Raw genomic sequence first — 12,247 nt, 5'->3', positions numbered from 1 at the left:
CCCGCCATAGCCACACCCCAACCAGGGATTGCCACCCCGCCCTAGCCGTAGGAATGGTTCTCATTTAAGATAAAAGATATATCTTAGAAACGGATTGAACACACCATGCCCTTGCAACTGAGCCTACCCACGTCCCCTTCCCCCGAGCTGCTGGCTGCGCGTGCGCCTGAGCGGGCGCGCCATGAGATCAAGCTGCGCCGTACCACCGTTGCATCGGTGGAGCAGCTGACGCCACATATGCTGCGCATCCGTTTGCAGGGTGCCGACCTGGCGGGATTTACCAGTCTGGGCTTTGATGACCATGTGAAGCTGCTGTTTCCGGATGCCAATGGCGAGCTGCAGTTGCCGCCGCCCGGCAGCGATGGCCTGCCGCCCGCGATGCGCGAGGCGATGCGGGACTACACGCCCCACTCTTACGATGCCCAGGCGCAGACCTTGGCGATTGACTTTGCGGTGCATGAGGCCGGCCCTGCCACGGCCTGGGCGCTGCAGGCGGCCGCGGGGCATGCACTGGGTATTGCGGGGCCGCGTGGCTCCTTCATCGTGCCCACGGCGTTTGATGGCCACCTGCTGATTGGTGACGATGCGGCGCTGCCAGCGATCACGCGCCGCCTGCGCGAGCTGCCTGCCGGCACCCAGGCGGTGGTGGTCGTGGAGGTGAATGACGCGGCCGACGAGCAAGCGCTGGACAGCGCTGCCGACCTGCAGGTGCACTGGGTGCACCGCCAGGGCCAGCCGGCCGGCGATGCGCAGCGGCTGCTAACGGCTTTGCACCAGATCGATGCGCCAGCCGGCGATTACTACAACTGGGTGGCGCTGGAATCGGCGGCCGCCAAGGCGCTGCGTGCGGCGCTGATTGCCGAGCATGGCGCCCACCCCAAATGGACCAAGGCAGCGGCCTACTGGAAGCGCGGCAGCTCCGGTGTGCATGAAGTCATTGAAGAGTGACCGCACACATCCATCATAAAGGATAGGAGCGCAGATAGTCCAGCAGCTGGACGATACGCGCCTTGGTGACGCTGTTGCGGTACTCGCTGCGCGACAGCGCTGAGGTGCTGCCGAAGTCCTTGGCGTTCCAGGTGCCGTCGATAAAGGCGGCCTCGGTGGTCATGAAGGCCAGCCAGTTACGCTGCGAGGCGCGCAGCTTTTGCGCGCCGGTGGCGCCGACCTTGGCCATCAGCTCGCGGTAGGTCTGGTTCAGTTCCACATCGAGTTGCTTGGCATAGGCGCTGCTCGCGCGCAGCATGTCTGCCGTCGTGTTCTGGTTGGCGACGGCGGCCTCCAGCGGCTGTATGCGCTGCTCAAAGGCGGCCAGGCGGTCGGGGGCATCGGGGTTGTCCACGGCCATCGCGGCGGTCGATGCCAACATGGCAGCGCCCAGGCATGCGGCGCGCATCCATTGCCAGCGGGTGTGGCGGCGGTGGTTGAAGACCATGGTTTACTCCTTAAAACTGCTTAAAAACTGGGCAATGGGATCAGTTGATCTCGCTGGCCGCAATACCTGCATTGCCGGACTGCGGCGCGGCCGTGCCGGACGGGGTGGCGCGGCGCCAGACCATGCCGCCATCGGCCGTTGGCACGGGCTGGCCCACGGTACCGGATGACACCGGCGAGACGACCACACCGCGCTCAATCGGCGGTGGGTTGCCCGAGGGCTGACCCTGCGGCGCGCTGGCGCTACCGGGGAAGGCGGGTGCTGCCGTTGCCGGGTTGGAAGGCACCGGGTTGGACGATGGGCCAGGCACCACGACACCGGGTTGCGGCTGGCCCGCATCGGCCGGGCGCTGCGCAGGCATTTGCGGCTGCTGCGCTGGCGGTGGGTTGTTCTGGAAGACGGGGTAGTCGCCCTCGCCACTTGGGCCACGCGGGCCGGCGCCGCTCTGGCCTATCGGCCGCGCTTCGGGGTCGTCGATCACAGGCGCATCACCGGGGTTGCCGCGATCGGGCAGCGGCTGCATCGCAGGCGGTTGCTCAAACGGATCGACCGGTTGCTTGTTGTCGCCAAAGCCCAGCATCCAGCTGCGCAGGCGCTGCACAAAGGTGTTGTTCTCGGCCGGCATCTCAAAACGGGCCTGGGCCTGCACCAGCTTGGCGCGCTGCGATGCGGCGGCCACCTCGGCGACGACCGGCAGCGCACTGTGGGCGCCCTGGCCCCAGTAGTCGTTCAGCTGCACGCGGCTGTCGTTGAAGCCGACCCAGGCGCCGCCCACCCAGTCGGGGTGCGCCAGCATGAACCAGCCGTCGGCATTGTCCTGCGTGGTGCCGGTCTTGCCGATCCAGTCGCCGCTGACGCCGTAGCGCGCCACACCCCGGCCGGTGCCCTTGGTGATGACGCCACGCATCATGTCGATCAAGCCATAGGTGACGCCGCTGTCCAGCGCCAGCTCGGTGGCGGGTGGCTCAAACTCGGCCAGTACCTTGCCGTCGCGGTCGCTGATGCGGGTGACCATGACCGGCGCGCGGTAGCCGCCGCCATTGGCCAGGGTGGAATAGGCCGTCACCATCTCCTGCAAGGTGACCGGGCTGGTCCCCAGCGCCAGCGACATCACATCTTCAAGCTTGCTGTCGCGCACGCCCAGCGCCCGCGCCAGCTTGGCCACCTTGGCGGGGCCGACCTTGGCCATCACCTGGGCGGTGATGGTGTTCTTGGAGTAGGCCAGGCCATCAGCCAGGGTCATCGGTTGGTCCGATGGCGGGCCACCATCGGTGGGGCGCCAGAACTGACCGCCGCCCAGCGGAATGCGCACAGCCTCGTCCATCAGCTGGTCGCTGGGCAAGGCGCCGTCCTGCAATGCGGCGCCATAGACAAAGGGCTTGAAGGTGGAGCCGGGCTGGCGGCGCGCTTGCGAGACATGGTCAAACGGGTCGATGGCAAAGTCGCGGCTGCCCACCCAGGCCAGCACATGGGCACTGCGCGGGTCCATCGCCATAAAGCCCACCTGCACGCGCACCTTGTCCTGGCGCAGGTTGGCCATGAAGTCGGCATCGGCCAGCAGGCGCTGCAGCGCTTCGTCCTTGTCCTGGCCATCGGCCACCGCCTGGCGGTAGACGGCGCTTTCGCGCACAAAGCTTTGCACCAGCGGGTTCTTGGCGGTCCATTGGTTGCGGTTGCTCCACAGGCCATTGGCCGTCACCTGCAACTGCCGGCCCTGGCGCGCTACGGCCTGATTGGCCCATTGCTGCATGCGCGAGTCGATGGTGGTCTGCACCACCAGGCCATCGGCGTAGATGTTGTAGTCGTTGGCATCGGCCCATTCGATCAGCCATTTGCGCAGCGCCTGTGCAAAATGCGGCGCCATGCCCACGGCCTCGTCCTGGCGCTCAAAATCCAGCTTGATGCCGCGTTTTTTGAGAGTCTCAAAATCCTGGTCGCTGAGCTTGCCGTGCTTGTTCATCTGCGCCAGCACGGTGTTGCGGCGCTGCTGGGCCCGCTCGGGGTTTTGCACGGGGTTGTAGTAGCTGGTGCCCTTGAGCATGCCGACCAGGGTGGCGGCCTCAAGCACGCTCAGCTTCTGGGCGGGCTTGTCAAAGTAGGTGCGTGCGGCCATCTCGATGCCAAACGCGTTGTAGAGAAAGGGCACGGTGTTGAGGTAGGTCTCCAGGATCTCGTCCTTGGTGTAGGCCGATTCGATCTTGTAGGCCGTCACGGCCTCCTTGAGCTTGCGGTTGAGCGAGCGGGCGCGGCCGATTTCCTCGGGGAACATATTGCGCGCCAGCTGCTGGGTGATGGTGGAGCCGCCCTGGGGCCGGCCCATGGCCGTGTGCAGCACCGAGCCAAAGGTGCGGCGCCAATCGAGCGCGCCATGCTCATAAAAACGGTGGTCTTCGGTCGCGATCAGCGCATTGATGACATTGGGCGAGATGTCCTTGAGGGCCACCCATTCGCGGTTGGAGCGCTTGTACTGCGCCAGCACCTTGCCGTCGGCCGACAGCAGCTGGGTGGGTGCCTCGACCTTGTTTTTCTGGATATCGCCGATCGACGGCGTCAGCGGAATCAGCAGCAGCACATAGAGCAGCAGCAGGACCGGCAAGGCCGCCACCGCCAGCAGCCATTGCTTTTTGCTGCGCGCGGCCAGCCACTGGCGCAGGCGCCGCGCCAGCACGGGCAGGGCGCCCGCTGCGCGGCGCACGGTCGTTGTCAAAGCGGAAATAAGGGGTATCGCCATGGAAAGAGTCTGCAAAACCTGGGCCGGCATCGCGCTGCGCGCAGCGCTGCTGAGGCCAATCCGCCATTGTCGGGCAGGCGGGGTTTCCCCGCCTGCCGGCTGTGCAAAGCAGACTGCAAACCATGTAACAAATGTGGGCTTCTGCCAACGTCAGACGCGGCGCCAACAGCGCACTTTCAGCGGCTTTGGCTGATTTAATCATCAGATTAACGGCGGATAGCGCCTGGCAGCCCGCGTCCCCCGATGCTTTGTGCCTGCGTGTTGCCGCAGACCGGCATCACTCCATGAACCAGCCGTGGCTGACAATCAGCGACTGCCCTGTCAGCGCATTGGTGGGAAAGGCCGCAAAGAACAGCGCGACACGCGCCACATCATCCACGGTGGTGAACTCGCCATCGACGGTGTCCTTGAGCATCACGTTCTTGATCACATCGGCTTCGCTGATACCCAGCTCCTTGGCCTGCTCGGGGATCTGCTTGTCCACCAGGGGCGTGCGCACATAGCCCGGGCAGATCACATTGGCGCGCACACCTTGTGGGCCGCCCTCCTTGGCGACCACTTTGGCAAGGCCTTCGAGCCCATGCTTGGCCGTCACATAAGGGGCCTTGAGCTTGGAGGCCTCTTTGGAGTGCACCGAGCCGGTGTAGATGATGCTGCCGCCACGGCCTTGCGCATACATGTGCTTGATGCAGGCGCGGGTGGTGAGGAAGGCGCCATCGAGCTGGATGGCCAGCATTTTTTGCCACTCCTGCAGGCTGAATTCCTGCACCGGCTTGACGATCTGGATGCCAGCATTGCTCACCAGGATATCGATGCCGCCATAGGCCTTCACCGCGGCTTCGACCGAGGCGTCCACCTGGTCTTCCTGCGTCACATCGACCGCCAGCCCCAGGGCGGTACCGCCCTTGCCTGCAATATCCTTGGCCGCCGCCTCGGCAGCTTCCTGCTTCAGATCGGCGATCACCACCTTGGCGCCCTGCTGCGCATACAGGTCGGCGATGGCCTTGCCAATGCCACTGGCGGCGCCCGTCACATAGGCTACCTTGCCTGCGAGTTGCTGAACCATTTCTTCTTCCTTTCGACCGCAAAAGCGGTCACAAATCCCAAGTCTCGCGCTGCACTGCAGCATGCATCCGTAGGAGAGCAAGCCGTTTGCATGACAAGCGCCAAACCCTTGGCGCGTCCCCTGCCATCCGGCCCCGCGATGGAGCGCAGCGGCGGCAAGCCCTACACTTGCGGTTTTGCCAGACTCTTCGAACAAGACCATGAACATCACCAAAGACTGCGCCGTCACCATCCAATACAAGGTGACCGATGCGCAAGGCAAGCCGCTGGACAGCGGCAACCTCGCCTACCTGCATGGCGGCTATGAAAACATCTTCCCCAAGGTGGAGGCCGCTTTTGAAGGCCAGGCCGTGGGTTTCAGCACCAGCGTGGATCTGGCGGTGGAAGATGCCTTTGGCGAACGTGACGAGAGCCTGGTGCGCGTCATCCCCAAAAGCGAGTTCCCACCGGGCGTGAAGGTGGGCGGCCAGCTGCGCGGCGCCAATGACCGTGGCGAGCCCCAGGCCTTCTACGTCAAGAAGATCAAGGGCCCGGAAGTGCACCTGGATGGCAACCACCCGCTGGCCGGCCTGGCGCTGCGCTTTAGCGGCAAGGTGGTCGATGTGCGTGCGGCCAGCGAAGAAGAAATTGCCCACCGCCATGTGCATGGCGCGCACGGCCACCACCATTGATACAGTGGTGCAGCAGGGCGCTTGAGAGCCCGCTGCGCTTGGCATTGTTGATCATCCCAGCGGCTCACGCAGATGCCTTGCGTGCCAGCCGCTTTTTCATTCATGAAAGCCACCCATGACCGCCCCCCTGATCGAGCCCCGCACCGCCCGCCTGCAGCTGCGCCAATGGCAGCCGCAAGACCGGGAAGCCTTTGCCGCGATGACGGCCGACCCCGAGGTGATGCGCTACTTTCCCGCGCCGCTGACCCGGGCGCAAAGCGATGCGATGGCGGACCGCTGCGAGGCGCTGATGGCAGAGCGTGGTTGGGGCGTCTGGGCGGTGGAACGGCTGGAAGACCAGCAATTCATTGGCATCGTGGGCCTGCATGTGCCGCAGGCCGACCTGCCTTTTTCTCCCTGCGTTGAAATCATGTGGCGCCTGGCGCGCCATGCCTGGCACCAGGGCTTGGCCACCGAGGCGGCGCAAGCAGCACTGGCCGTGGGCTTTGGCCCCTTGCAGCTGGCTGAAATCGTGGCCTTCACCACCACCAGCAACCTGCCATCGCAGGCGCTGATGCAGCGCCTGGGCATGGAGCGCGACCAGGCGGGAGACTTTGAACACCCTGCCCTGCCCGAAGGCCACCCGTTGCGCACCCATGTGCTGTATCGCCTGGCCGCTTCAACATTTGCAGCAAGCTAAAACGCGCAGCGCCCTGCAGCCAGGGCCGTCTGCTGGGGACGGTCCGCCGCGTTTCAAGCCCACCGCTGCCCCGCCCGGCCGTCCGAACGCCTCCCCTTGGGGCTGTAGGACGCTTGATCTTTCTCAGGGCTTTTACGCATATTGACCATATCGCGGTCTGAGCTGCAGTTTTGCGCGTTAGGATGTATCTAACTCAATGCCGCAAGGCGATGGCCTTCGCGGCATCCGGTTGTCAAAGCTGGGCCGCCCGCCCAGCAAGTTCGAGAAAGGAGCACATCCATGCAAGTTCAAGTGCACGCTGGTGACAATGTTCAAGGCGGAGAATCTCTCTCCCAATGGGCACAGACCGAGGTACAAAACAAGCTTTCGCGCTTTCGCGAATATGTGACCCGTGTGGAGGTTTACCTCACCGATGTGGACGCGCTGAAAAACGGCGGCAAGGGCAAGCGCTGCGTCATGGAGACACGGGCCAACGGGCGCCAACCCCTGGCGGTCAACGCCGAGGCCGAGAAGGTTGCCGAGGCCTTCAATGCGGCGCTGGAAAAGCTGCACCGCGCGCTGGACACCGACGTCGCCAAGATGCGTGACAAGAGCAACCGCGAAACCATTCGCACCGCCACCGACGAAGACGCCGAAGCCTGAGGGCTGAAACGGGCCTGAAAAGGCCCTCCTCCTGAACAAAGCACCGCCTGGCGGTGCTTTTTTGCGTCTGGGCTGATGCGTTTTGCTGGTCATGCGCCTGGAGCTTGGAGGTTTGCTCCCGGCCCGCTGTGGCGCCAATGCGCTGTGGCGCTCTGCAGCGCGGCCCGCATGCAAGATCCCTTTGCACGAACGAGCGCTGCAGCCACTGTATTTGGGTAATTGGCCGGCCGCACCCGCACCAGTACCAGCATTTATCGCGCACCCGCACCCAGACACCTGGGGCGGAAAGCGCATGGCTTTGCAGCGTGCCTATCTGCCGCTCACCAGCGCCTAAAGCGAAAGGAAGTGGGTCAGGAGTAGCTGCTGGCTGCCCTGGCGTCCGCCTCACAGCATGTTCGCCGCATCTTCGTGGCCTCTCTTCCCACCCTGCTCAGCTGCGCCATCACCTCCCCAGGCGCAAACAGCCCTGGGTACGCACCTACCAACGCTCGATAGCGGTGATTCGAATTGACTGAATGCACCGTGCCGGTGGTGTCTTGGAACGCTGAAAAACCGGTGGATATCTTCATGTGTTAAATGGATAGATCCATACACAAGTTATGCACATGTGACAAAAATCCATGGCTCTTGTTGCTTTCATAAAAGATATCCACAGACTCATACCACTTTTTGAAAGCACGCACTTTGCCGCAAAAGTACCTGAAACTATCTATTTTTGGCACATCTCTTTGCAATATACCGTTATTTTCTATATCTCACTCCGAATGCGTTTTCAACAGCCATCGGCACCAAGTACAAACAATACACAAATTTTTCCACAGTTTTGGACTTGTTTTGCTGATTTTTTAGGCAATCTTCTTAAAGAAATTTATCCATATCCAATTGTGGATAAAGCCACAAGCAGCTAGTTTTTCACCAAAAATCCCCTCTGTTCTGTGCATAACTCATCTAAAAACAGATCGATTTATCCACAGGAAACACCAACGACATGCCAGCAAGTCAATTTGTGGATAAGTAAGATCCGAACAGGTGGCTGTCGTTCTAACGCATAAGTGCTTTACTTATCCACAAATCTGGTCCATCGTATAGCGGGATGCCGGTTAGAGAAATGTGCATAACTCTTTCTCTTCCATTTTCACAGTGTGGAATTTATCACGATGTGAAAGATTATTCACAATCGTGTCCAGGATAACTTGTTGACAAATTGCACCATGTCACGGTCCACTTTGCATAAAAAAACAGCATTTATCGATTCATCTATTGATAGCATTGGGATAGCAGATATGAAGTGAATGGCTTTTCATTTCAGTTTATTTGAATCATTCAAATTGAAATTTTGGATTTGACGCGGGAATGCTGGGGCGGCGCTGTCTCGCTTGAAGGGGGCTCGGCCGCGTTCTTGATGCCGTATGCCGCGCACAGGCCATGTGGTAAAAAAACAGCCGAGTTGCATCCGCTGATGGGCGCTGCTGCAGTGAAAGCCCGTCCGATGCTGGTGGCCCGGATGCGGAAAGCGTTCCAAACAGGCCGCTGCGATCCAAAAAATGGACTTTAGAGCCCGGGGATTGGTATGCACCGCCCCATCGCGCAGGGGCTCAACGGCTACTTCCAGCGTTTACAGCCAAGCCTGTAGCGCCAGCGGCTTGGTCTGATCGTCTGGAGTGACGGAAGGGAAGCAGAAAAGACCAGCGGCCCGTGATGGGCATCGACGGCTCCCGGCGACCGGCGAGCCACAGAAGTCATGGGGATTAAGGCGCCAAGCCGAGCCTGGCTGCGGCTCCATGGATGCGAGATGTTCACAGGCGGCGCGCTCCCCTCCGTCAGCGGTGCCGAGTCATCGATATCCACTCGCAGCCGTGACCGCACAGAAGGCGCGGAGACCCGCGTTCTGCACATGCCGATTTTTTTCACCCAAAAGGCGCATTGCTGCCCACAAGACAGCGCCAAAGGCTTGGGTGCACACACCATCCATCTCGGCGAAATGACAGCAATCCATTGTTTTTGCTGGTTATTTTCAGATTCACAGCCTTACCCACAGGCGATGTCATCGAATCTGCAGACTCTGGGACCCAGAAGAACTGTGGATAACTTTCGGGATAAAGCAACAACAACCCGCCAGTTATCCACAGACATGCGCCTATCCAGGAACTTGCTCCGCTAGCATGCACCGGCAATAAGGCCTGGTGCACACAGACCGACGGCGTGCTAGAGGACTGATTTATCAGTAAAAAATACTTATCCACAGATTTCTCAGCCAAAACGTTCAGCGCCAAAAACCTCCAACGCTGCCCTGGGCGTTGTGGGTAATTTTTAGCACGCACGCATTCATACGCACAGCAGACGCCAGTAGGCACGCCATCTGTGGGGACAGCAGAACAGATGTGGATAAGTTATTATTTATCAAACACTTGTCGAAATTTTGGCGCGGCAGAATGCTTGTGGATAATACATACGCCCAAACCAACTTATCCACAGAAATAACCCACGCCCTCTACTTATCCACTTTGCAGTGACAAGCGTAGACGGGTACCATCAACATGGTTGGGAAAATTTCAAGCTTTTGAAAATTTTTGCTTTATTGCACTTATCCACAGAAGTGGGGGCCCTTCTACTACTACCTACTATTCTTTTAAAGAAAATAAAAGAAAAACCAAAGGCAAGCTCGGCAAGGTTTCATATCTTGAAATTTTTCAGACTGTGAAAATTCAGACGGCCAGGGGGTAAGAGACGTCGCGCTGAGCGCTTCCAAAAAGTGCCTCAGGCTTCCCGCCACATCCTGAACGCAGAGGGAAGAAGGGCTTCGCCATTCCGTGGCTTCGTCAGCGAGATCCTGTCGCTCTATTCGAGAGTTCCTGCCCGGGAGATGCACTGTGCGCAAATGCACAGCCCAACATAGGTGTTAGCTATACTTTTGGATGCGTGTCGCTAACGGTGATGCCGCTTAGCAGGGAATGGAAGAGAGTTGTTGACCGGGTATCGCGCATGGCGTCGTGCTGCGGGTAGCAGGGGATTCGCTGGTCGGCGGCGCAAATCTCCATCGGTTACCGGGCTCGGCTCCAAGAAAGCCGTCTACCGCGCACACGGAGCCTGTGGGCGCCTGGGAGGTGGGTGGGTAGGGCAAGGGGTTGGTAAAGCGTCCAGCGCACCTCCTGCGGGCCCTGCTGCCGTTCAAACGCACTCGCTGGCGAACATCCATCGGCTATGGGCGGCCACCCTGTAGCACAGGCCACTGCGCTATTTCTTTGATACTGTATGTTTATACAGTTATTAACTGGGTACGTGCTCTGGCCGTGTTGAACTGGCCGCTACGGCATACAGGCTCTCCAGGCTGCCCCGGCAGCTCCACTCGACGTTAGACGCCTCCCTGATCACCATCCCCTGCGCCAGGCAAAAAAATACCGCCAGAAGGCGGTAGCAAGGGAAAGAGGGGGATTGAGGGGATCAGAAGTGCCGTGCGTAGCGCAGTTGCACAAAGTTCTCGCCCGGGTTGGGACGCTTGATCGACGCGTTGGAGAGATGCTCCAGGCGCACGGACCATTCGTTCTCACGGCGCATGCCGGTGAAGTAGCCCACGCCGATATGGGTACCGAAATTGAACGCGGTCGAAAAGCGCTTTTCACGGCTTTCGTACAGCTTGCTGGAGACGTAGCCGCCCAGACCGGCTTCGACGAACCAGGGGTACTGGCTCTTGCTGTGGAAGCGCAAGGTGGGCACCAGACCGACCACGGCAATGGTGCGGCTGCCTTCGCGTTCCATGCGGTCCGAGTTCCAGGCCGACAGGCTCATGTCCCAATGGGCGGTGACGGGATGGCCCCACCAGAAGGTCTTCCAGTCCATCGGGATGGTCGAGCCAATAGTGAGCGCACGTGCGTCACGCTCGGCAACACCGGCTTGTAGGTACAAGGTGGCGGTGTTGCGCTTATCGGCGAATTGCGCATGGGCAGAAGCACTCCAGACAGTCAGCGCGCACAAGCCGACAGCGGAGAGGAGAGGGCGGTATTGCATCAAATAATGTTACACCTGGTCAACTCTTGCTTCTGTCAGCAAAAGCAGGTTGTTGTCTGTATGCAACCGCTGACGAGACCACAAGCAAAAAAAGCGCAGCTGATGACAGCTGCGCTAGCGGGGATGGTGAGCGATCCGAGGGGGGAGGGGGTGTCCGCCTTATTTACTGTCGATAGGTGGAACAGTCTGTTTCGCATTTGGGCCTTGATGGCGCTGGCCATGGGGCCCCTTGCCCTCCGGCCCGTGCCCACGGCGTTCATGCATCTTCAAGGTCTCCGCATCAAAGGTCTTTTGCTGCTCAGGCGTCAGCGTCGCATAGAAAGCCTTGGTCGCCTGGTTGCGTTGGTCCATGGCCGCCTGGTGCTTGGCATGCATGGCCTGCATTGCGTCAATGCGCTCTGGGGTAGTCAACTTGGCCAGATCAGCACGCTCAGGGCGCTCACCCGGGGCAGGGCGCTGGGGCTTGATGGCCGCCACATAGCTGGTCCAGGCTGCTTCCTGGCTGGCATTGAGCTTGAGCGAGGCCTTGAGGGCCTGCATGCGCTGGGCCATGCGGGCCTCGCGCGCTTCAGGACCATGGCCCTTTTTGGCGGGGGCGGGGGCGCTTTGCACGGTAGGGGCTGCTGCTGGCGTGCTGGGGGTCTGGGCAAAGCTGGAAACTGACAGGCTGGCCAGCATGGCGGTCACGATGGCGCTGCGTTGCAAGAGAGACATGGTGTTTCCTTTCCGGGTTGTGATGTCTGATGCGATGTATGCAGTGTCCGCCTGCCATGTAAGAGCCCCGTCACCGCCCGGTATGGCTGTGTAAAGAATTACCAATTTTGGTTGTTCGGCTTGGTGGAAATGCGCTGCTGGCAGCCGGTCAACCCGTCCAAACCCCGGCTTTTTTGCCCGGTTCATCGCTCTGGGGCAGGCCCGATTCGCGGCACAATGGACAGCAGATCAGTGCGGCACACCAGGGCCGCTTGTGTTTTTTTAAAGGGCTGCCCAGCAGGTTGGCAGCCTTCCAGAACAAAGGA

General features: G+C 60.6%; 10 protein-coding genes. 5 read left to right on the top strand and 5 right to left on the bottom strand.

Translation table 11 applies throughout. The annotated features are described in order from the left end of the window. Positions 1-105 precede the first annotated feature (105 nt). Positions 106-948, top strand: coding sequence for a siderophore-interacting protein (locus ACHWUQ_RS07660; protein ID WP_394680778.1), 843 nt, complete (start codon positions 106-108; stop codon positions 946-948). A 13-nt stretch (positions 949-961) separates the two neighbouring features. Here the strand turns inward: ACHWUQ_RS07660 and ACHWUQ_RS07655 are convergent, their stop codons facing one another. From ACHWUQ_RS07655 to ACHWUQ_RS07645, 3 genes are all read right to left on the bottom strand, one after another. Further along, positions 962-1,435 (bottom strand): lysozyme inhibitor LprI family protein, encoded by a 474-nt coding sequence (locus tag ACHWUQ_RS07655; protein ID WP_394680777.1) that lies wholly within the window; start codon positions 1,433-1,435, stop codon positions 962-964. A 40-nt stretch (positions 1,436-1,475) separates the two neighbouring features. Beyond that, positions 1,476-4,166: a transglycosylase domain-containing protein gene (locus ACHWUQ_RS07650; protein ID WP_394680776.1), complete on the bottom strand. Its 2,691-nt coding sequence runs from the start codon at positions 4,164-4,166 to the stop codon at positions 1,476-1,478. Between the two features lie 277 nt (positions 4,167-4,443). Next, positions 4,444-5,232 carry a 3-hydroxybutyrate dehydrogenase gene (locus ACHWUQ_RS07645; RefSeq protein WP_312526322.1) on the bottom strand — a complete coding sequence of 263 codons (789 nt, stop codon included), beginning with the start codon at positions 5,230-5,232 and terminating at the stop codon, positions 4,444-4,446. Between the two features lie 199 nt (positions 5,233-5,431). Between ACHWUQ_RS07645 and ACHWUQ_RS07640 the strand changes: the two genes are divergently transcribed. The 4 genes from ACHWUQ_RS07640 to ACHWUQ_RS07625 all read left to right on the top strand — a co-directional run bounded on the left by ACHWUQ_RS07640 (position 5,432) and on the right by ACHWUQ_RS07625 (position 8,131). Beyond that, complete coding sequence (locus ACHWUQ_RS07640) at positions 5,432-5,902, top strand: peptidylprolyl isomerase (RefSeq protein ID WP_239810051.1); 471 nt, start codon at positions 5,432-5,434, stop codon at positions 5,900-5,902. 115 nt (positions 5,903-6,017) lie between these two features. Further along, positions 6,018-6,581 (top strand): GNAT family N-acetyltransferase, encoded by a 564-nt coding sequence (locus ACHWUQ_RS07635; RefSeq protein WP_394680775.1) that lies wholly within the window; start codon positions 6,018-6,020, stop codon positions 6,579-6,581. A 279-nt stretch (positions 6,582-6,860) separates the two neighbouring features. Then, the gene (locus ACHWUQ_RS07630) at positions 6,861-7,223 is read left to right on the top strand and encodes an HPF/RaiA family ribosome-associated protein (protein ID WP_239810053.1); all 363 of its coding nucleotides are present in this window, start codon (positions 6,861-6,863) and stop codon (positions 7,221-7,223) included. A gap of 620 nt (positions 7,224-7,843) precedes the next feature. Beyond that, positions 7,844-8,131: a hypothetical protein gene (locus ACHWUQ_RS07625; RefSeq protein ID WP_394680774.1), complete on the top strand. Its 288-nt coding sequence runs from the start codon at positions 7,844-7,846 to the stop codon at positions 8,129-8,131. 2,533 nt (positions 8,132-10,664) lie between these two features. Here the strand turns inward: ACHWUQ_RS07625 and ACHWUQ_RS07620 are convergent. Both ACHWUQ_RS07620 and ACHWUQ_RS07615 read right to left on the bottom strand, forming a co-directional pair. Then, positions 10,665-11,228, bottom strand: coding sequence for an acyloxyacyl hydrolase (locus ACHWUQ_RS07620; protein WP_239810054.1), 564 nt, complete (start codon positions 11,226-11,228; stop codon positions 10,665-10,667). Between the two features lie 159 nt (positions 11,229-11,387). Continuing rightward, positions 11,388-11,942 carry a Spy/CpxP family protein refolding chaperone gene (locus ACHWUQ_RS07615; protein WP_312414544.1) on the bottom strand — a complete coding sequence of 185 codons (555 nt, stop codon included), beginning with the start codon at positions 11,940-11,942 and terminating at the stop codon, positions 11,388-11,390. Between the last annotated feature and the right edge of the window lie 305 nt (positions 11,943-12,247).

This window comes from uncultured Comamonas sp., assembly GCF_964277875.1.
GTDB classification, from domain to species: Bacteria; Pseudomonadota; Gammaproteobacteria; order Burkholderiales; family Burkholderiaceae_C; genus Comamonas; species Comamonas sediminis.
This window is presented reverse-complemented; position numbering and strand designations above follow the sequence as displayed.

What these genes read in the sequence shown, in the direction of transcription:
- ACHWUQ_RS07655 (WP_394680777.1), bottom strand. Translation starts at nt 1,435, where the DNA reads ATGGTCTTCAACCACCGCCGCCACACCCGCTGGCAATGGATGCGCGCC.
- ACHWUQ_RS07620 (WP_239810054.1), bottom strand. Translation starts at nt 11,228, where the DNA reads ATGCAATACCGCCCTCTCCTCTCCGCTGTCGGCTTGTGCGCGCTGACT.
- ACHWUQ_RS07635 (WP_394680775.1), top strand. Translation starts at nt 6,018, where the DNA reads ATGACCGCCCCCCTGATCGAGCCCCGCACCGCCCGCCTGCAGCTGCGC.
- ACHWUQ_RS07640 (WP_239810051.1), top strand. Translation starts at nt 5,432, where the DNA reads ATGAACATCACCAAAGACTGCGCCGTCACCATCCAATACAAGGTGACC.
- ACHWUQ_RS07650 (WP_394680776.1), bottom strand. Translation starts at nt 4,166, where the DNA reads ATGGCGATACCCCTTATTTCCGCTTTGACAACGACCGTGCGCCGCGCA.
- ACHWUQ_RS07630 (WP_239810053.1), top strand. Translation starts at nt 6,861, where the DNA reads ATGCAAGTTCAAGTGCACGCTGGTGACAATGTTCAAGGCGGAGAATCT.
- ACHWUQ_RS07625 (WP_394680774.1), top strand. Translation starts at nt 7,844, where the DNA reads ATGGCTCTTGTTGCTTTCATAAAAGATATCCACAGACTCATACCACTT.
- ACHWUQ_RS07645 (WP_312526322.1), bottom strand. Translation starts at nt 5,232, where the DNA reads ATGGTTCAGCAACTCGCAGGCAAGGTAGCCTATGTGACGGGCGCCGCC.
- ACHWUQ_RS07660 (WP_394680778.1), top strand. Translation starts at nt 106, where the DNA reads ATGCCCTTGCAACTGAGCCTACCCACGTCCCCTTCCCCCGAGCTGCTG.
- ACHWUQ_RS07615 (WP_312414544.1), bottom strand. Translation starts at nt 11,942, where the DNA reads ATGTCTCTCTTGCAACGCAGCGCCATCGTGACCGCCATGCTGGCCAGC.